At 70.6% G+C, this 19,205-nt stretch carries 18 protein-coding genes and 1 tRNA gene; 8 read left to right on the forward strand and 11 right to left on the reverse strand.

From position 1 onward, the window contains the following. The first annotated feature begins 256 nt into the window (after window positions 1-256). From FGW37_RS09935 to FGW37_RS09945, 3 genes are all read left to right on the forward strand, one after another. A complete protein-coding gene (locus FGW37_RS09935; protein WP_246430337.1) occupies window positions 257-1,159 on the forward strand; it encodes a LysR family transcriptional regulator in 903 nt (300 codons plus the stop codon). A 98-nt stretch (window positions 1,160-1,257) separates the two neighbouring features. Continuing rightward, on the forward strand, window positions 1,258-1,650 hold the full coding sequence (locus tag FGW37_RS09940; RefSeq protein WP_179080736.1) for a carboxymuconolactone decarboxylase family protein: 393 nt from the start codon (window positions 1,258-1,260) through the stop codon (window positions 1,648-1,650). A gap of 42 nt (window positions 1,651-1,692) precedes the next feature. Beyond that, window positions 1,693-1,908, forward strand: a complete 216-nt coding sequence (locus FGW37_RS09945; RefSeq protein WP_179080737.1) for a hypothetical protein — start codon at window positions 1,693-1,695, stop codon at window positions 1,906-1,908. A 4-nt stretch (window positions 1,909-1,912) separates the two neighbouring features. Here the strand turns inward: FGW37_RS09945 and FGW37_RS09950 are convergent. Beyond that, window positions 1,913-1,984, reverse strand: a tRNA-Val gene (locus FGW37_RS09950). 159 nt (window positions 1,985-2,143) lie between these two features. Here FGW37_RS09950 and FGW37_RS09955 point away from each other — a divergent pair. The 3 genes from FGW37_RS09955 to FGW37_RS09965 all read left to right on the forward strand — a co-directional run bounded on the left by FGW37_RS09955 (window position 2,144) and on the right by FGW37_RS09965 (window position 4,687). Next, the gene (locus FGW37_RS09955; RefSeq protein WP_246430338.1) at window positions 2,144-2,962 is read left to right on the forward strand and encodes a DUF4097 family beta strand repeat-containing protein; all 819 of its coding nucleotides are present in this window, start codon (window positions 2,144-2,146) and stop codon (window positions 2,960-2,962) included. 84 nt (window positions 2,963-3,046) lie between these two features. After that, window positions 3,047-4,456 carry a coiled-coil domain-containing protein gene (locus FGW37_RS09960; protein WP_179080738.1) on the forward strand — a complete coding sequence of 470 codons (1,410 nt, stop codon included), beginning with the start codon at window positions 3,047-3,049 and terminating at the stop codon, window positions 4,454-4,456. A 15-nt stretch (window positions 4,457-4,471) separates the two neighbouring features. After that, the gene (locus tag FGW37_RS09965; protein WP_179080739.1) at window positions 4,472-4,687 is read left to right on the forward strand and encodes an FmdB family zinc ribbon protein; all 216 of its coding nucleotides are present in this window, start codon (window positions 4,472-4,474) and stop codon (window positions 4,685-4,687) included. Between the two features lie 12 nt (window positions 4,688-4,699). Here the strand turns inward: FGW37_RS09965 and FGW37_RS09970 are convergent, their stop codons facing one another. From FGW37_RS09970 to FGW37_RS09985, 4 genes are read right to left on the reverse strand one after another with little or no spacing between them, the layout of a single operon-like run. Beyond that, a complete protein-coding gene (locus FGW37_RS09970; RefSeq protein WP_179080740.1) occupies window positions 4,700-5,365 on the reverse strand; it encodes an O-methyltransferase in 666 nt (221 codons plus the stop codon). 50 nt (window positions 5,366-5,415) lie between these two features. After that, window positions 5,416-6,219, reverse strand: coding sequence for an HAD family hydrolase (locus FGW37_RS09975; protein WP_179080741.1), 804 nt, complete (start codon window positions 6,217-6,219; stop codon window positions 5,416-5,418). Further along, window positions 6,216-8,852 (reverse strand): phosphoribosyltransferase, encoded by a 2,637-nt coding sequence (locus FGW37_RS09980; RefSeq protein ID WP_179080742.1) that lies wholly within the window; start codon window positions 8,850-8,852, stop codon window positions 6,216-6,218. The genes FGW37_RS09975 and FGW37_RS09980 overlap by 4 nt, the downstream gene beginning before the upstream one ends. Next, window positions 8,849-10,015: an HpcH/HpaI aldolase/citrate lyase family protein gene (locus FGW37_RS09985; protein WP_179080743.1), complete on the reverse strand. Its 1,167-nt coding sequence runs from the start codon at window positions 10,013-10,015 to the stop codon at window positions 8,849-8,851. Before FGW37_RS09985 ends, FGW37_RS09980 begins: the two co-directional genes overlap by 4 nt. A 241-nt stretch (window positions 10,016-10,256) precedes the next feature. On the opposite strand from FGW37_RS09985, the gene FGW37_RS09990 reads away from it, so the two are divergent. Further along, complete coding sequence (locus FGW37_RS09990; protein WP_179080744.1) at window positions 10,257-11,219, forward strand: TerD family protein; 963 nt, start codon at window positions 10,257-10,259, stop codon at window positions 11,217-11,219. 188 nt (window positions 11,220-11,407) lie between these two features. Here FGW37_RS09990 and FGW37_RS09995 read toward each other — a convergent pair whose 3' ends face one another. From FGW37_RS09995 to FGW37_RS10020, 6 genes are all read right to left on the reverse strand, one after another. Beyond that, window positions 11,408-12,151 carry a TerD family protein gene (locus tag FGW37_RS09995; RefSeq protein WP_179080745.1) on the reverse strand — a complete coding sequence of 248 codons (744 nt, stop codon included), beginning with the start codon at window positions 12,149-12,151 and terminating at the stop codon, window positions 11,408-11,410. Window positions 12,152-12,315: 164 nt separating this feature from the next. Continuing rightward, window positions 12,316-13,476, reverse strand: a complete 1,161-nt coding sequence (locus tag FGW37_RS10000; RefSeq protein WP_179080746.1) for a DUF475 domain-containing protein — start codon at window positions 13,474-13,476, stop codon at window positions 12,316-12,318. A 49-nt stretch (window positions 13,477-13,525) separates the two neighbouring features. Next, a complete protein-coding gene (locus tag FGW37_RS10005) occupies window positions 13,526-14,101 on the reverse strand; it encodes a TerD family protein (protein ID WP_058044594.1) in 576 nt (191 codons plus the stop codon). 117 nt (window positions 14,102-14,218) lie between these two features. After that, complete coding sequence (locus FGW37_RS10010) at window positions 14,219-14,794, reverse strand: TerD family protein (protein ID WP_058044593.1); 576 nt, start codon at window positions 14,792-14,794, stop codon at window positions 14,219-14,221. Window positions 14,795-14,914: 120 nt separating this feature from the next. Next, on the reverse strand, window positions 14,915-15,373 hold the full coding sequence (locus FGW37_RS10015) for a peroxiredoxin (RefSeq protein WP_058044592.1): 459 nt from the start codon (window positions 15,371-15,373) through the stop codon (window positions 14,915-14,917). Between the two features lie 183 nt (window positions 15,374-15,556). Beyond that, window positions 15,557-15,979 (reverse strand): DUF3052 domain-containing protein, encoded by a 423-nt coding sequence (locus FGW37_RS10020; protein WP_058044591.1) that lies wholly within the window; start codon window positions 15,977-15,979, stop codon window positions 15,557-15,559. Window positions 15,980-16,457: 478 nt separating this feature from the next. Here FGW37_RS10020 and aceE point away from each other — a divergent pair, with 478 nt between their 5' ends. Then, a complete protein-coding gene (aceE, locus tag FGW37_RS10025; RefSeq protein WP_179080747.1) occupies window positions 16,458-19,190 on the forward strand; it encodes a pyruvate dehydrogenase (acetyl-transferring), homodimeric type in 2,733 nt (910 codons plus the stop codon). The last annotated feature ends 15 nt before the right edge of the window (window positions 19,191-19,205 follow it).

The following is a 19,205-nucleotide window of genomic DNA, read 5'->3' on the forward strand; positions in this document are numbered from 1 at the left end:
CTCCATTCGTGCCGAGGACGTCCGGGGGCGTGGTGGGAACGCCGGCCGGATGTCCGTCGGGTGAACTGCTGGTCCCGCAGAGTCTGTGACGAGTTATCAGCGGTGCGGATGATGCCAACTGGCCATAGCACCGTGCAATCACCTACCCTGCCCCGGCATGTGCCTGGTGTGACATGCGAGGCGCAGTTATGCTCCCCCCGTGGAGCTCGAGGTCAGGCACCTCCGCGCGCTTTGCGCCATTGCGGATGCGGGAAGTGTGCGGAAGGCCGCGCTGCAACTGGGCATGACGCAGCCCTCGCTCACCACCCAGCTCCGCCGTATCGAAGGGGCCGTCGGGGGCCTGCTGTTCACCCGCGGCCAGACGGGCAGCCGCCCCACGCCCCTCGGCCACTCGGTGCTCTCCCGGGCGCGGCCCATCATCGCCGAGATGACCGCCCTGATGGCGGCGGCGCGCGACGCGGCGGCGGGCGCGGGCGGGGCCCGGCTGCGGATCGGCAGCATCGGCGGCCGCGTGGTCGCCGGATGGCTGCGGCGGCTGCACGCCCGGCTGCCCGACACGGACGTCACCGTGCACATAGAGGTCTCCGCGGGCACGTTGCTGCAGCTGCTCGCGACCAACCAGCTCGACGTCGCCTTCGTCCACGAGGCCGAGGGTTTCCCTTTGCACATACCACCGGGCGTCGAGCAACGGGTCCTGATAGCACGGGAACCGAGGTTCGTCGCCCTGTCCGCCGCACATCCGGCGGCCGGCCGCCCCGTGGTGGGGATCGCCGAACTCGCCGACGACGCCTGGATCGTGGACCCCGCCGCCGACCACGAGTGGTCGGCCCTGCAGCGGGCCTTCACCGCGGCCGGCACCGACCCGCGCCTGATGCACGTGCGCGACGCCGCCACGGCCGCGGACCTCGTCGCCTCGGGCGAGGCCGTACGCGCCTGCCAGCCCACCGCGGAGGCCACGCCGGGCACGGTCCTCCGCCCCCTCTACGGCGACCCGCTCACCGCCGAACTCTCCCTGGCCACCCGCCCCGGCGCCCTCTCCCTCCCGGAAGCCGAAGCCGTCTTCGGCGACCTGGAGGACGCCTACCGGTCCCTGGCCTACGCCCACCCGGCCTACCGGTCGTGGCTGCACCGCAACGGCGGCACGCTGCCGGCGGCGTAAGCGGCGCAGGGGCGGGCCCGCGCCCGCGACACCCGAGCATGACGGATCTATCGTAATAAAGAGGACAGCTGCTCATCCCGATGAAAGGGGTGGCTGCCATGGGAGCACGCAGCCGCAGCGAAGTCGAGTCGGAGATCAAGGAAGCGCTGGGGCTCATCCCGCACTTCTTCAGCGGCATCCCCGACGACCTGCTCGAATACGAATGGGAACTCTTCAAGAAGCTCGAACTCGGCGAAACCCTCATTCCGAACAAGTACAAGGAGCTCATGGGAATCGCCCTGCACTCCGAGACCAAGTGCCGGTACTGCACGCTCTTCCACACCGAAGCGGCCAGGATCTTCGGCGCCTCGGAGGAGGAGATCCAGGAAGCGGTGCACTACGCGAAGCACAGCCTCGGCTGGAGCGCCTACCTCAACGGCATGCGCGAGGACTACGACGACTTCGCCCAGGAACTCGGCCAGATCAAGGGATACCTCAGCTCGCAGGGCTGATGGACGGAGAAAGCACCGACGGAGACGGAGAAGGACCGACCGATGCAGCTCGAGTGGGCCCGGCCGGGCGTTCTGCGGGTGACCTCGCACGTGTACGAGTTCGCGGCGCTGATCGCCGCGGCCCGCTATGTGACCGAGTCCGCTCCCCCGGAAATCGGCGAGGAGGCGCTGAAGCGGTTGCAGGAGGTCCTGAGAGGCTACGACGCACAGGCGGCGCGGCTGCACGGAGAACCGCCGGAGCGGAAACCGCAGGAATGAAGAGTGGGCACAGACGGATTTGAACCGCCGACATCTGCTTTGTAAGAGCAGCGCTCTACCGCTGAGCTATGCGCCCCGGCACGAGGTGACAGCCTACATGGCACCGCCCGGGTCCCCGCAAATGTGAGGGCGGCGGGGCGCGTGCGGGGGTTACCCCCACCCCCGGTCCGGTAGCAGGCTTCACCCAGCTCCGGTAGGAGGCTTCATCGCGCCCGTGCGAGATCCGCTCCTACGCTTGCCCGGTACGCAGCACCCCGCCGACCCGCACTCCGGAGTTCCGATGAAGCCGCGCTCCCGCGCCCGTTCCGCCGCCCGCATCTCTCTCGTCGCGGCCGGCGTGCTGGCCGCCGGGGCGGCCCTGGCCGGCTGCGGGAGCGCCGACGCGAGTGAGGCGAAGCCCGAGACCAAGGCGTTCGCCCTGGCCGGCAAGGAGCTGACCGTCGAGTCCGACAACTCGGCCCTGGAGATCGCGCCCGCCGAGGTCAAGGACGTGGAGGTCACGCGCTGGTTCTCGGGGTGGACCCTGGGCGGGACCGCCAAGGTCACCTGGGCGCTGGACGGCTCCGTGCTGAAGCTGAAGCAGCAGTGCAGCGGGCTGAGCGTGGACTGTGAGGCCCGGCACAAGATCGAGGTGCCGCGCGGGGTGAAGGTGACCGTGCAGAGCGGCAACGGCTCGGTCAGGACCCGCGGCTTCGACACCGACCTCAAGATCACCGCCGGCAACGGCGCCGTGGCGGTCGCCGACAGCAGTGGAGCCCTCGACCTCTTCAGCTCCAACGGCACCGTGCGCACCACCGGCACCACCTCGACCCGGGTGAAGGCCGGCTCGGACAACGGCGCGGTGCACCTCACCCTCGGCCGGGTCCCGGACCGGGTGGAGGCCAAGAGCGGCAACGGCGCCCTCACCCTCGACCTGCCCCGCGCCGCCTACCGGGTCGACGCGCGCAGCCGCAACGGCCAAGAGCACGTGGACGTGCCCCGCGACGACAACAGCAAGCACGTCGTCTCGGCCCGCACCGGCAACGGCGAGCTGAAGATCCGTACAGCGCAGTAGCGCGAACCATCCGTCCTGTGTGTTCGTCCTTACCGGGTGGGAGAATGGCATCCGGGCCAGGGGCGATCCATCGGGAGAGGGCAAGTGACGGCGACCTTCGCGCAGTCCGTACGACCGGCACACCGCCGCTTCCGGGCTGTCAGAGCCCTCACGGCCGCCGCCCGGGAGACCCTCGCCCTCGCGCTGCTGCCCGTCCCCCTGCTCGCCGCGGCCGCCGTCACCGCCGCGCCCGCGGCGTTCGCCGGCGGCGGCACGCGCCGCTGGGGCCGGGGCCGGGGCGAAGGCCAGCGGGCCGAGGCCCAGGCCGCGAAGGACGCCGCCGCAGCCGCCTTCTACGAGCTCGACACCGCCCAGCGCGAGCTGCGGATCTCCATCGAGACGATCACGGCGGTGGACTCCTCGCCCGCCGCCCGCAAGGCCGAAGCCGACTTCGCCGCCCTCGGGCAGCGCATCGACGAGGTCTCCCACGCCTACATCTCCGCCGTCGACTCCCACGACATCGACCGCGAGGACCTCGACTCCGGCGCCGCCGCACGGGCCCGCGCCGACCTCACGGCCGCCAAGGACGAGCTGCTGCGCGCCAAGGCCGGCCTGGAGCGCTTCGGGCAGGGCCTCGGCCCGCTGCTGGCCGCCGCCGAGACGCAGCTCGCCCGGCTCGCACCCGCCGTGGAGCGGGCCCGCCAGGGCCTCCTCGCCGCCACGCAGGCCCTCGACGCCGTCCGGGAGACCGGCCTGAAGGCCGACGGCCTCGCCGCGCGCCTCGCCGCCCTCTTCCCCGAGCTCACCCGGCTCAACCAGGGCGCCGGGCAGCACGGCGTACAGGAGACCCTCCAGCGTGCGGAAAGGGTCCTGCACGAGGCCGTGGCCGTGCGCGGCGAGGCCGAAGCGCTGCCGGCGAAGGTCGCCGAGATCGACAAGCGGCTGGTGTCCCTGCGGACGCGTGCCCAAGCTCTGACGACCCGTGCCGCGGGCGTCGAGCCCGTCCTCAGCGAACTGCGCCGCCGCTACAGCGCCGCCTGCTGGCAGGACCTCCAGCAGGTGCCCGAGGAGGCGCAGCGGGCCGTCGCCCAGGCCGAGGAGAAGCTCGCCGAGGCCCGCCGGGCGCGGGACGAGCAGCGGTGGCCGGACGCGCTGGCCCTGCTGTCGACCGTGCGGGCCGTGCTGAGCACGACGGACGAGTCCGTCTCCGCCGCCGGGGACCGGCTGCGGCGGCTGGACGAGGTCTCCTTCGACCACCAGGGCGAGGTCGAGCGCACCCGCTTCGCGATCCGCGACGCCCAGCGGCTCGCGATGGAAGGGCGCAGCACACCCGACCCGCGGCACGCGCGGCCGCTGGACGAGGCCGTGGAGCGCCTGGAGCGGGCGGTGGCGGGGCTGGAGGGGCGCCATCCGGACTGGTGGCACTTCCTGACCGAGACGGAGGCGGTACGGGGGGTCGTGGCGGAGGTCGTCCAGGGGATCCGCGGGGAGCGGGGGGCCGCCTCGGCGGGGTGACCGTATGCTGCCCGCATGCCTCGTTACGAATACCGCTGCCGCGCCTGTGGAGACACCTTCGAGCTCAGCCGGCCCATGGCCGAGTCGGCCGCCCCCGCCACGTGCCCCGTGGGGCACGAGGACACGGTGAAGCTGCTGTCCGCCGTGTCCGTCACGGGCGGCGGCTCCTCCTCCGCGCCCGCCCCGCAGGGCGGCGGCGGAGGCTGCTGCGGAGGCGGCTGCTGCTCCTAGCGCGCCCGGCGGCTAGGAGCCCACGCGCCGCGCGAGCGTCAGCCCGTCGGCCACCGTGATCATCACGGACTCCATGCGCTTGTCGGCGGCCACGTGCGTGTTGAACTGCCGCACGGCGGCCCCCATGGGGTGGTTCCCCGGGTCGAGGACGGACCCCATCATCAGCACGTTGTCGACCACGATCAGCCCGCCCGGGCGCATCCGCGGGACGAGCTCCTCCCAGTAGTTGATGTAGTTGTCCTTGTCGGCGTCGATGAACGCGAGGTCGACGTGGGGCTCTTCGGGCATGGCCCGCAGGGAGTCCAGCGCGGGCGCGATGCGCAGGTCGATGCGGCCGTCGACGCCCGCCTGCTCCCACGCCTGCCGCGCGTAGGCCGTCCACTCCTCGGAGATGTCCAGGGCGACGAGCCTGCCGCCCTCGGGCAGCGCCTGGGCCATGGAGAGCGCGGACAGCCCGGTGAAGGTGCCGACCTCCACGATGTGCCGGGCGCCCGTCAGCCGGACGAGGAAGGCGAGCAGCGGCCCCTGCTCCTGCGCGATCTGCTTGATCGCGTGGCGGGGCAGGGCCCGCTGCGTGGTCTCCACGAGCCCCTGCTGCACGGGGTCGAGCGGGGGATTGTGAGCGAGCACGTACGCGTGCAGCTCGGGCGTGATGGGAGTGCCTTTGAACTCTGCCACGGGGGTTCTCCTCGACTCGCCGACGACTTGCCGCAAAACCGCGAACGAGCCTACGCCGCCGCGCCCGTGAAAGCCCGCAGGATCTCCTCGCCCGCGGCGACGCCGCGCGTCTGAAGGGCCGTGACGTGCGGGGCGGACCAGCCGGAGTCGGCGAGCTCGCCGTGGCCGGGCCGCCAGCCGCGGCCGGCCGCCAGCAGCAGGTCGGCGTCGAGCAGGGAGTCCCCCGCGGCCAGCACCTCGGACGCGCCCGTGCGCCGCGCGACCTCGGCGACCGCGGCGCTCTTGGTGAGCGGCCGGGGCACGGCGTAGAGCTTGCGGCCCTGCAGGGACACGCTCCAGCCGCGGGCGCCGGCCCACTCGGCGAGCTCCGCGACCCACTCGCCGGGCAGCAGGGAACGATCCACCACCAGATAGGCGAACAGGTCCTCGGCAGTGCGCTCCTTGAGCAGCCACGCCGGATCGGCGGTCCGCACCAGATGCTCGCGCACCTCACCCAGCGTGGCGCAGTCGGCGGCGATCCGCCGCTCCACACTCGCCCTCCAGCCGCGGTCGGACTCGCCGCCGACGAGCAGCTCGCCGCCGTTGGCGCAGATCGCGTACGCGGGGGGCCGGCCGGGCAGGCTGATCCGCCCGTACTGCTCGCGCGTCCGGGTGGTCGTGGGCACGAACACGGCGGAGGCGGTCAGCTCCGCCAGCACGGCGGCCGCGGCCTCGGTCATGTACGACAGCGGCTTGCGGTCGTAGACCTCGACGCACAGCAGCCGGGGCGCCGAGGCGTCGGGCCCGGCGAGATCGAGCGCCGCGGCCGAATAGATGAGGGTGCGGTCGAGATCACTGGCGACGACGAGGGTCACTTGCCCGTCACCGCCTTGCCGTCGGCGCCGGTCGCGCCGCGGGTGTAGCGGGGGTGGATGAGGCCGACGCAGCTGTACGGCAGCCCGTCCACCTCCTCCACGGGCACGCCCCGCTGCTCGGCGAGCAGCCGCACGTGAGCCAGGTCCTCTCCGGTCCCGCGCTGGGCGAGGATCTTCCACGGGACGCGGCGCAGCAGCACGCGGGTGGTCTCCCCCACCCCCGGCTTGACGAGGTTGACGTCGTGGATGCCGTACTCCTCGCTGATCCGCTCCACGGCGGCCCAGCCGGCCCAGGTGGGCGTCCGGTCGGCGGCGGCCAGCTCCTTGGCGTCCCGCGCCACGTCCTCCTCCACCTCGCCGAAGCGGGCGGTGACGGCGTCGACGAACGCCCGGGACACATCGGCCCCGGCAAGCTCACGGTAGAACTTCGCGCCGTGGAAGTCCTCCGGCCCCACCAGGTCGGAACGCAGCACCGTACGCGAAATCAGCCCCGATACAGTGGAGTTGAGGCAAGCGGACGGAATCAGGAAATCATCCCGCGTGCCGTAGGTGTCCACGCACTGCCCCGGATCGGCCAGCACGGCGATCCGCGGGTCGAACCCGTCGAACTCCTCCAGGGCCGCCGCCAGTTCGCGGGTGATGGCGCCCTTGCCCGTCCACCCGTCCACGAAGACGACGTCACGGGGGTCGTGGTGCTCGGCCAGCCAGCGCAGGGCGACACGGTCGATGCCGCGGCCCCGCACGATGGAGACGGCGTAGTGCGGCAGGTCCAGACCGTGCGCGTGCCGCGCCCAGCGGCGCATCAGCACCCCCACGGGCGTCCCGGCCCGGGCCAGCGAAACGAGCACCGGCCGCGGCGACCGCTCGGCGAGCACGGTCTCGGTGACGGCCCCCACGGCACGGGCCATGCGCCGCGCCGACGTCTCCAGGGCCGCGTGGAAGAGCGCCTGATACTGCTCGCTCGGCTGGTACTCGACGGGCAGCGACTCGGCGTAATGCGCACCGCCACTCTGGATGGCCTCCTCACGCTCCTCGGTGGGCGCCTCCAGCTCGACACCGGAGAGGTCCTGGAGGAGCCAGCCGACGTCCTCCGGCTCGTAGGAGGAGAAGGCGGGGCCTCTGAGCGGTTCGGGCATGGAGACCTCGGGAACGTAGGAGGGAATGACGGCCAGCAGCACCTGACCGGTGTGCGGGGCGACCGCGTCGAGCAGGCCGCCCGGGGCGTGGAGTCCGGCGGTGTCACCGCGGGAGTCGGCCACGACCACGACCGCGTCGAAGCCGGCGCCCGCCACGTTGTACGCGTAGCGGTCGCCCGGGCCGTCATCAGGGGCGTCGTGCGCCGGGAAGGTGATCCGCGAACGGATCGCGTAGCCCGGGTCGTCCACGGGCAGCACCGGCGACCGAGTGGTCGTCGAAAAGAAGACGTCCGCCCCGTCGAGGGCGTCGTCCAGCGCCCCGGCGAGGCGCAGGGGTGCGTACATCAGCTCTTCGTTGCCGAGGACGAGGATGCGGGTCGGTGCGGTCTCCCGCCGTGGGGGCGTAATCGCCGTCGCCGCCTGCGGGTCCGGCTGTGCCCACCCGTCCCGCCCAGCGGGACGATTGCCCACAGCCTTGGCGAGCTCATCCGCCATCCCGGGCAACGCAGCTTCCAGCAGGGCCCTGTGCTGCGGGGTGAAGCCGTGGCGTCCGCCGTCCGGAACCCCGGCCGGCCACTGGAGGTCCACGCGGGTCGGCCACGCCGCGCCGTCGGTCCGGCGGGAGGTGGTGGGGGCGCAGGGGTGGGGGTCCGGGGCGCTGACGTGTATTTGCGGGCCCGACGAGGACGAGGGCTCCGCTGCGTCGCCGGGCACGGGCCCGTAAATATACGGCCCCGGACCCCCACCCCGGAGCCCCCGCCACCGGACCCCGGACGCACCCGCAGACGCAGCCGCCTCCCGCTCCGCCACCAGCGCCTGCCCCCGCTCCAGCACGCCCTCCGGCAACCGCACCGCCCCCGACGCCAGAGCAACCAGATCCACCCGAGCACCCAGCCCCTCAGCAAAGGCCTCCAGCCGGGCCCGGTCCTCCACCGACCGCATATCGACCAGCGCAACCACCACATACCGCGCCCGCGGGAACCGCGCGTGCAAGGCCGCGATCGTGTTCAGAACCGTCCGCCCCGTGGAGAACTCGTCGTCCACGAGCACGAGCGGCCCGTCCCCGGCGAAGAACCCCGCATCCTCCGGCAGCAGCAGGTGCGACGTGGCGTGACTGTGCTCCTCCTCGAAGCCACCGACCGGCGCGACCCCTGCCACAGCCCGCCGCGTCGAGTGCAGGTACGGAGCGAGCCCCAGCCCGTCGGCGACGGCGTGCCCCAGCCCCGTAGCGGTCTCCGCGTACCCCAGGACGACGGCCCGCGCAGCCTCCGCGTCGCCCAGCAGCGCCCGCACCCGCCGCCCGAGCCCGGCTCCGGACTCGTACACCGCCGCCGGCGGCGCCGGCACGTGCTTGCCCAGGACGTTCGACACGAGCAGATGCGCCCGCTTGGGATTCCTCCGCAGCGCGAGCCCCAGGAGCCCCGGCAGCTGCGCGTCACCGTCCAGGGAGACTCCGAGCCGGTCGGCGACCCACTGCCCGGACCACACCGCGCTCACGCCCCTGCCCCCACGCTCGCCGCCAGCAGCTCCACAAAGCTCACGTCCTCCCGCGCGACGCCGAACACCTCGGCGCGCAGCATGATCCGCTCGGCCCAGGCCCGGTGCGGCTTCACTTCGTTCATCTTGTTCGTGTAGGCGGACCGCAGGACGCCGCCGCCGTCCTGCTCCGGCCGCAGGATGTCCTGCGCGTCGCTGAACTCTTCATGGCTGACGACGGACAGGGCGTGAACGGGCGCGACGTGCGATGGATGGATGCAGGTCTTGCCCTGGAGCCCGTTCGCCCGGTCGAGCTGGATCTCGCGCAGGAGCCCGTCCATGTCGTGCTGGATGAGGGCGGTGCGCAGCTCCTCCGCGGGCCCGGCGAAGGGCGTGCGCCGCAGCTGCGGCTTGAACATCCGCTCGTGCTGTCTGAAGTACTCCCACACCGGGCCGGTGACGGTGAACCCGCTGCCGTCGGCCCGCCCGAGCACGTTCACGACGTCGGCGATCACCGAGGCGACGAGCTGGACGTCGTACGCGGTCATGTCGGGCGCTCGGCGCAGCCCGTACGCGGAGCAGAAGTCGGTGACGCCGAGCCGCAGGGCGAGCACCCGGTCGCGGTACTTCTCGACGGTGCGGGCGATCCCGGCGAGGGCCTCGCGCCGCGTCTCCAGGTGGAGCAGCTCGGGCGATTCGAGGACGGGCATGGCGAAGAGCCGCTGCCCGCACTCCGCTTCGGCCCCGGCGAGCGCCTCCAGGAAGGGCACGCCCCGCTCCTCGGTGAACTTCGGCAGGACGAAGCCGGAGAGCAGCCGGACGGCGGGGCCGAGCCGCCGCACGAGGTCGGTGATCTGGGCGGGCTCGCGCACGCGGATGAAGAGCAGGGGCACCGGGCCGCCGGCCGCGTCCATCGCGGTGAACTGCCGGACGAGGTTCTCCTCGGCGGCGACGACGTCGTGGTCGCCTATGGAGTCCTCCAGGCAGAGCACCATGGACACGACGCCGCGCCCGGCCTGCTTGGCGATGTCCGCCGCCAGGGCCGGGCGCGTGCCGGGGCTGTAGAGCGTGGCGCCGAGGGCGACGGAGAGCGTACGGGCCGGAGAGCCGGCGTCGAAGGCGACCGGCTCCCGGTGGAACAGACCATTCCGCACTGAGGGCGCAAGGTGTTCGAAATGCCTCATTACTCTCCCGTGTGCCACGACCTCCCACCGGCTCGTCCGGGCAGAAGTGTGGCCGATTATCGTACGTCCGGCGACGGGTCAAGAGTTCCCCAAGTGCATGAAAATCTGGGGCCCCGTATGGGTCCCCGAAGTGGCGGCACGGGGAGCCGGCGGGGGCGCCGTGTGCCGGTTTCGTGATCGTCGCCACCGCCGCCGCCCCCTGCGTTGTCCCCCGCAGCCGTGGGAGGGCAGGATTGCGGACATGACGCACGCCATGCTGAAGGGGTCGAACATCCCGCTGGACGCCCGCACCGTGCGGGCCGTACTGCGCTGGACCCCCGGCCCGGGCGTCCCGGACGTGGATGCCTCCGCCCTGCTCGTGGGCGAGGAGGGCCGCGTCCGCTCGGACGAGGACTTCGTCTTCTACAACCAGCCCCGCCACCCCTCCGGCGCCGTCCGCCACCTGCCCAAGAAACGGCTGGTCGAAGGCTTGACGGACGCGATCGAGACCGACCTGAGCGCGCTGGAGCCGTCGGTGCAGCGGGTCGTGCTGGCCGCCTCGGCGGACGGCGGCGACTTCGGCCGGGTCCGGGACCTGTGCGTCCTGGTCTACGACGCGGCGGCGGTGCCCCCGGGGCAGTCCGGGGAGCCGCTCGCGCTGTTCGAGGTCCAGCCGGAGACGGGCTCCGAGACCGCGATGATCTGCGGGGAGCTCTACCGGCGCGGGGAGGGCTGGAAGTTCCGGGCGCTGGGGCAGGGCTACGCGTCGGGACTGGTCGGACTGGCCACGGAGTTCGGGATCTCGGTCGACGAATCCGAGGAGACGGGGGGCGACACGGGCCAGGCGCCCGCCGGAGTGCTCACGGGGGCGCCCGAGGGGGCTCCGGCGCCCGCACCGACGGGCGGACCGACGCCCGCACCGGCGCCCGCGCCCACGCCCGCCCCCGCGCCCGAGCCGGAGCGCACGCCTGAGCCGGCGCCGCAGGCACAGCCGCAGCCGCAGCCGCAGCCGGGGTACGGATATCCGCCGCCACCCGCAATGCCGCCGGCGGCCCCGGCGGCCCCGGCACCGGTGCCGCCCCCGCAGCCAGCCTACGGCTACCCGCAGCAGCCCGCGCCCTCGGCGGGCGCGCCGTCCTACGGGTATCCGCCGCCGTACCGGCCGGTGCCGGACCCGTCCTTCCGGCTGCCGCCGCAGGGCCCGCAGTTCCTGCCGAACCGCTGACCGCGGGGGGCCGTCGGCCGCGGGGAGCCGTCGGCCGCAGTGAAACGCTGCCCGCAGCACCGTCCCGGGGCTCTGCCCCGGACCCCGGTCCTCAAGCGCCGGACGGCTAAAGATTTGGAGTGACCGCCTTCGTATGGGCGCGGGGGCACCCGCATCGGCGCGGCGGCCCCCGCCCCGCGAAGGCGCGCTCACACCTTCGTCTTGTACCCCCTCCCCCACTGCAATCCCCACCCGTACAACCGGTCCAGCTCCGCCTGGAAGCCGTACACGTACTTCATCTCGCGCCGCAGGATGATCTCGCCCTTGACGTTCTCCAGCATCACCACGGCGCACGACCGCGCCTCCGGTGCGCGCTCCTCGAGGGCGATCTCGATCCGGGGGCCGTTGCCCGGGTAGAGCGTCACCGTGGCGTGCGTACGATCGAACGCCGGAGTGCCGTCGTAGATGTAGACGAAGATCAGCAGTCGCTTGATCTCGGCGCGGTGGTCCATGTTGACGTAGATCGTCTCGCCGGACCCGGAGCCGAACCTGTCGTCGCCGCTCAGCTGGACGTACGGCGGGCTGTTGATGCTGCCCAGTATGTTGCCGAGGGGCTGCACCACGCCTTTGGCGCCGTCCTGGAGCTCGTACATGCAGGCGAGGTCGAGGTCGACGTTCACCATGGCCGGGCCCTGCGCCTGCACCATCTCGGGCCGGAACTTCCGCATGGGGTGCCGCAGACCCTGGATGCCGCCGGGCCGGTCGCCGAAGTCCGAGGTACGCATCCGCCAGGAGAGGTTGACCCGGAGATTGCCGGTGACCGCTCCATGCTTGCTGAGCGAGAACGAGGGATGACGTTTGGTCAGCTGGACGGCGCCGTGGGCACCCCCGAAGTCGAGCTGCTGCGCGGCCGCGCGCCCCCAGTTGCTGAAGAACCTGTCCCAGACCGCCATGAGAACCCACCCCTTTTGTTGCACATTCCCGCTCAACTGCCGCGGGGCGGCCGTGAGGTGAGCCTCACGACCGCCCCGCTGAGAGCGTTCCTCAAATGTGCCGGAGTCACACCCCGGGAGGGGTCACACCCCGGAAAGGATGGGTGACTCCCCGGAAGGAAGGGTCACACCCCCGCAGTGACTTCCGGCTTGGGGCCGGAGCCATTGCCCTCCGCCTCCTTGCGGTTGCGCATCACGGAGGACAGGAACGACGCCGCAATGAGGACCACACCGATGAGACCGGTGACGACCTCGGGGATCTCGTACTTGATGCTGATCAGCAGGATGACGGCGAGGGCACCGATGGCGTAGTGCGCGCCGTGCTCGAGATAGACGTAGTCGTCCAGGGTCCCCTTGCGGACGAGGAAGACCGTCAGCGACCGGATGTACATGGCGCCGATGCCGAGGCCGAGGGCCATCACGAAGATGTCGTTGGTGATGGCGAAGGCGCCGATGACACCGTCGAAGGAGAACGACGCGTCGATGACCTCGAGGTAGAGGAACAGGAAGAAGGCGGCCTTGCCGGCGAGGCCGACGGCCGAGCCGCCGCCCTGCTTGGCGGTTGCGGGCGCCGCGTCCTTCGCGGACTCGCTCTCCTCGTCCTCCTCCTCTTCCTCTTCCTCTTCCAGGCGGTCCTCGAAGAAGCCGGAGATTCCGCCGACGACCAGATACGTCACCAGGCCGCCGATTCCGGCGAGCAGGACCGTGGTGGCCTTGTCGATCGTGCCCTCACCGCCGTGCACCGGGACGGTGGTGGCGAAGGTGGTGGCGGCGATCAGGAGCACGACCAGGGAGACGACGATGGAGAGGGTCTCCAGCTTGCCGAGCTTGGCGAGCGGCTTCTCCAGCCAGGCGAGCCACTTGATGTCCCGGTCCTCGAAAATGAAGTCCAGGAAGATCATCAGCAGGAACATGCCACCGAATGCGGCAATGGCCGGGTGGGCGCTGGTGACCAGCGCCTCGTACCGGTCGTGATCCTGAATGGCGACCTTGACCGCTTCGATCGGCCCCAGCTTCGCGGTGATGGCGACGATGACGACCGGGAACACCAGCCTCATGCCGAAGACGGCGATGAGGATGCCCAGGGTCAGGAACATCTTCTGCCAGAACGGGTTCATCTTCCGGAGGATTCCGGCATTGATGACCGCGTTGTCGAACGAGAGCGAGATCTCGAGGACGGACAGTATCGCGACGATCGCGAGCCCCTGCCACCCCCAGAGGACACCGGCCAAGGCCAGTCCGGCCGCCGTGATGGCGAACGACCAACCAAAGGTTTTCAGGAGCACTGGCTACCCAATCCTTCGTTATGGGGTTTCCCCCGCGCCGTGCGCGGCTTTACGAAACGTTGACCCCGAAGTCTAGGGCGATACCGCGCAGGCCCGACGCGTACCCCTGGCCCACCGCCCGGAACTTCCATTCGCCGCCGTAACGGTAGACCTCACCGAAGATCATCGCGGTCTCGCTGGAGGCGTCCTCGCTGAGGTCGTAGCGGGCGAGCTCGGTGCCGTCGGCCTGGTTGACCACGCGGATGTAGGCGTTGCTGACCTGACCGAAGCTCTGGCCACGGGCATCGGCGTCATGAATGCTGACCGGAAAGACGATCTTGTCGCAGGCGGCCGGGACCTTGGTGAGGTCGACCAGGATCGTCTCGTCGTCGCCGTCGCCCTCACCGGTGAGATTGTCGCCGGTGTGTTCGACGGAGCCCTCGGGGCTCTTGAGGTTGTTGTAGAAGACGAAGTACTCGTCGCCGAGCACCCGGCCCGTGGCGCACAACAGGGCGCTGGCGTCGAGGTCGAAGGGGGCTCCGGTGGTGGAGCGCGCGTCCCAGCCGAGACCGACGGTCACATTGGTGAGGTTGGGTGCGGCCTTGGAGAGGGAGACATTGCCTCCCTTGGCGAGCGTGACGCCCATGATCTTGTTTCCTCCCCGGTCGAGATCCGGTACCCCCGGGCAGCGGGGGCACCGTGCACGTCCGGCGCCGCACTCCCGGGAACGGGGGTGCGGCGCCGGACGCGGATGGCCTGTCGGTCAGACGTTGACGCCGAAGTCCTGGGCGATGCCGCGCAGGCCCGAGGCGTAACCCTGGCCGATGGCGCGGAACTTCCACTCCGCGCCGTGGCGGTAGAGCTCGCCGAAGACCATGGCGGTCTCGGTCGAGGCGTCCTCGCTGAGGTCGTAGCGGGCGAGCTCGGCGTTGTCGGCCTGGTTCACCACGCGGATGTAGGCGTTGCGGACCTGGCCGAAGCTCTGCTGGCGCGACTCGGCCTCGTAGATCGAGACCGGGAACACGATCTTGGCGACATCGGCGGGCACGCCGGCCAGGTTGACCTTGATGACCTCGTCGTCGCCCTCGCCCTCACCGGTGAGGTTGTCACCCTGGTGCTCGACGGAACCGTCGGGGCTCTTGAGGTTGTTGAAGAAGACGAAGTTCTGGTCGTTGGCGACCTTCCCCTGGTCGTTCGTCAGCAGTGCGCTGGCGTCCAGGTCGAAGTCCGTACCGGTGGTGGTACGGGCGTCCCAGCCGAGACCGACGATGACCGCGGTCAGGTTCGGGGCCGCCTTGGTCAGCGAGACGTTGCCGCCCTTGCTGAGACTGACTCCCACGAGTCCTCCATTGGTTCGGGTTCGAGGGGGAGGTCTCCACCTGCGCCCCCCGGTGTGCGATGGCATCCGGTCAACGTGTGGATCCTAGTGACCGGTTCCCACCGATTACATACTTCTTGCTCAGAGAGCTGCGAGCGCCTTGGTGTACTCGTCCAGGTCACGCGCGTCGGGCAGGCCGTTGACGACGGTCCAGCGCACCACGCCCTCCTTGTCGATGATGAAGGTGCCGCGCACCGCGCAGCCCTTCTCCTCGTCGAAGACACCGTAGGCGCGGCTGACGTCGCCGTGCGGCCAGAAGTCCGAGAGCAGCGGGTAGGTGAGGCCCTCCTGCTCGGCGAAGACGCGCAGCGAGAACGGGGCGTCGTTGGAGACGGCGAGCAGCTGGACGTCGTCGTTGACGAACTTGGGCAGCTCGTCGCGCAGGGCGCACAGCTCGCCGGTGCACACGCCGGTGAAGGCGAAGGGGTAGAAGAGCAGGACGACGTTCTTCTCACCGCGGTAGTCGGAGAGCCGGACGGTCTCGCCGTGCTGGTTCCTCAGCGCGAAGTCCGGGGCCTTGGTGCCGACCTCGATCGCCATGTTCGCATCCCTCATCTCGGCAGGGGCCGGCCCGGGGTCCGCGCCCGGACCCGGCCACCGGCGGGTAGGGCGCCAGTGTGTCACTGTGCGCCCCCCGCGATGCACCGCGCCCCCCGGCAGCTGTGCTGTCGGGGGGCGCGGCGGCGGCTCTTCCGGCGGCGGGCCCGGGGGCCGGCGGCGTTCTCAGCGCTTGGGGGCGGCCAGACGGGTGCCGGTCCAGTCCTTGGCCACGCTGATGCTCTTGGTCTGGGAGAGCCCGGCGGTCTGCGCGGCGTCCTGGATGTCGCTCGGCTCGATGTAGCCGTCGCGGCCGGTCTTGGGCGTCAGCAGCCAGATGTTGCCGCCGTCCTCGAGCAGACCGATGGCGTCCACCAGCGCGTCCGTGAGGTCTCCGTCCTCATCCCGGAACCACAGCAGGACGACGTCGGCCACGTCGTCATAGTCCTCGTCAACGAGGTCCTGGCCGATGATGGACTCGATACCTTCACGGAGATCATGATCGACGTCGTCGTCGTAACCGATCTCCTGGACCACCTGCCCGGGCTCGAAACCCAGCCTTGCGGCTGGATTGGTCCGCTCCTCCGCGTGGTCCGCGGTCGCGCTCACGGATTTCCTCCTGTCATCCTTCGAGACGTTGCATTCGCCTCGCGCGTACGCGAAACGATGGGCGTAGTCCACACGTGACGGACGGATCGCGCAAGTACCCGGCCATCGAGACCGCCGAAACGTTGACGGACGGGGACGTCCTATGGCAACTCCAACCATGAGGCAGGAGGGGCGAGTGATTCACAACACAGAACTTTGCCGGGTTTGTGAAGTTACTCCATGTGATGACCCGGGCCGACCCCGAACAGCCGTACACGGGGAACCCTCTTTGGGGGCGTAAGGTTGCGATTTGGCCGCCCCGGGCGACCGACAAACGCTGCTTCGTCTCACCAGTGGTGGTTACCGCCCAGTAGAGATGACGTTTCCGCCGCCGCGGTCCACGATGGGACCGGCGCGACATAAGCAGAGCAATATTTGACCGCGTGCGCAGCAACATCGCGTGCAGAGCACGACCACGACCGAACAGCGAAGGAACAGCGTGGCTTCCGGATCCGATCGCAACCCGATCATCATTGGCGGCCTTCCCAGCCAGGTCCCGGACTTCGATCCCGAAGAGACCCAGGAGTGGCTCGACTCGCTCGACGCAGCCGTCGATGAGCGAGGCCGGGAACGTGCCCGCTACCTCATGCTTCGCCTGATCGAGCGCGCACGCGAGAAGCGCGTCGCGGTGCCCGAGATGCGCAGCACGGACTACGTCAACACGATCGCGACCAAGGACGAGCCGTTCTTCCCCGGTAACGAGGAGATCGAGCGCAAGATCCTCAACGCGACCCGCTGGAACGCGGCCGTGATGGTCTCCCGTGCCCAGCGCCCCGGCATCGGCGTCGGCGGCCACATCGCCACGTTCGCCTCCTCCGCCTCCCTGTACGACGTGGGCTTCAACCACTTCTTCCGCGGCAAGGACGAGGGCGACGGCGGCGACCAGATCTTCTTCCAGGGCCACGCCTCCCCGGGCATCTACGCCCGCGCGTTCCTCCTGGACCGGCTCTCCGAGCGGAACCTGGACTCCTTCCGCCAGGAGAAGTCGAAGGCCCCCTACGGCCTCTCCAGCTACCCGCACCCGCGCCTCATGCCGGACTTCTGGGAGTTCCCGACCGTCTCGATGGGCCTCGGCCCGCTCGGTGCGATCTACCAGGCCCGGATGAACCGCTACATGGAGGCGCGCGGCATCGCCGACACCTCCAAGTCCCACGTCTGGGCGTTCCTCGGCGACGGCGAGATGGACGAGCCGGAGTCGCTCGGCCAGCTGTCCATCGCCGCCCGTGAGGGCCTGGACAACCTGACCTTCGTCGTCAACTGCAACCTGCAGCGCCTCGACGGCCCGGTCCGCGGCAACGGCAAGGTCATGCAGGAGCTGGAGTCGCAGTTCCGCGGCGCCGGCTGGAACGTGATCAAGCTGGTCTGGGACCGCTCCTGGGACCCGCTGCTGGCCCAGGACCGCGACGGCATCCTGGTCAACAAGCTCAACAGCACCCCGGACGGCCAGTTCCAGACGTACGCCACCGAGACCGGTGCGTACATCCGCGACCACTTCTTCGGCGACGACCACCGTCTGCGCAAGATGGTCGAGAACATGACCGACGACCAGATCCTGCACCTGGGCCGCGGCGGTCACGACCACAAGAAGATCTACGCGGCGTACGCGGCGGCCAAGGCCCACAAGGGCCAGCCGACCGTGATCCTCGCGCAGACGGTCAAGGGCTGGACCCTCGGTCCGAACTTCGAGGGCCGCAACGCGACCCACCAGATGAAGAAGCTCACGGTCGAGGACCTCAAGCGCTTCCGCGACCGCCTCCACATCCCGATCGCCGACAAGGAGCTGGAGTCCGGCCTGCCGCCGTACTACCACCCGGGTCGCGACTCGGAGGAGATCCAGTACATGCACGACCGCCGCAACTCGCTCGGCGGCTACGTGCCGACCCGCGTCGACCGGTCGAAGCCGCTGGCCCTCCCGGAGGACAAGGTCTACGCAAGCGCCAAGAAGGGCTCCGGCCAGCAGTCGATCGCCACCACCATGGCGTTCGTCCGCATCCTGAAGGACCTCATGCGGGACAAGGAGATCGGCAAGCGCTTCGTGCTGATCGCCCCCGACGAGTACCGCACCTTCGGCATGGACGCGTTCTTCCCGTCGGCCAAGATCTACAACCCGCTCGGCCAGCAGTACGAGTCCGTGGACCGCGAGCTGCTGCTCGCGTACAAGGAGTCGCCGACCGGCCAGATGCTGCACGACGGCATCTCCGAGGCGGGCTGCACGGCCTCGCTGATCGCGGCGGGCTCCGCCTACGCGACGCACGGCGAGCCGCTGATCCCGGTCTACGTCTTCTACTCGATGTTCGGCTTCCAGCGCACGGGCGACCAGTTCTGGCAGATGGCCGACCAGCTGTCGCGCGGCTTCGTGCTCGGCGCCACGGCGGGTCGCACCACCCTGACCGGTGAGGGCCTGCAGCACGCCGACGGCCACTCGCAGCTGCTGGCGTCCACCAACCCGGGCGTCGTCTCCTACGACCCCGCGTTCGGCTTCGAGATGGCGCACATCGTCAAGGACGGTCTGCGCCGGATGTACGGCGAGAACGCCGAGGACGTCTTCTACTACCTGACCGTCTACAACGAGCCGATCCAGCACCCGGCCGAGCCGGCGGACGTGGACGCCGACGGCATCCTCAAGGGTCTGTACCGCTTCTCGCAGGGCGAGAAGGGCGCGCTCCCGGCCCAGATCCTCGCCTCCGGTGTCGCGGTGCCGTGGGCGATCGAGGCCCAGAAGATCCTCGCCGAGGAGTGGGACGTCAAGGCGGACGTCTGGTCGGCGACCTCCTGGAACGAGCTGCGCAGGGACGCCATCGAGGCGGAGGAGCACAACCTCCTGCACCCGGAGGAGGAGCTCCGCGTGCCGTACGTCACGCAGAAGCTCCAGGGCGCCGAGGGCCCGTTCGTGGCCGTGTCCGACTGGATGCGGGCCGTTCCGGACCAGATCTCGCGCTGGGTGCCGGGTGCGTACCAGTCGCTGGGTGCCGACGGCTTCGGCTTCGCCGACACCCGTGGTGCGGCCCGTCGCTTCTTCCACATCGACGCCCAGTCGATCGTCCTGGCCGTGCTCACCGAGCTGGCCAAGCAGGGGAAGGTCGACCGCTCCCTGCTGAAGCAGGCGGTGGACCGCTACCAGCTGCTGGACGTCACGGCGGCCGACCCGGGCGCCGCGGGCGGCGACGCGTAAGCAGTCACCCCGTTT

The organism is Streptomyces rectiverticillatus (genome assembly GCF_013394065.1).
GTDB classification, from domain to species: Bacteria; Actinomycetota; Actinomycetes; order Streptomycetales; family Streptomycetaceae; genus Streptomyces; species Streptomyces rectiverticillatus.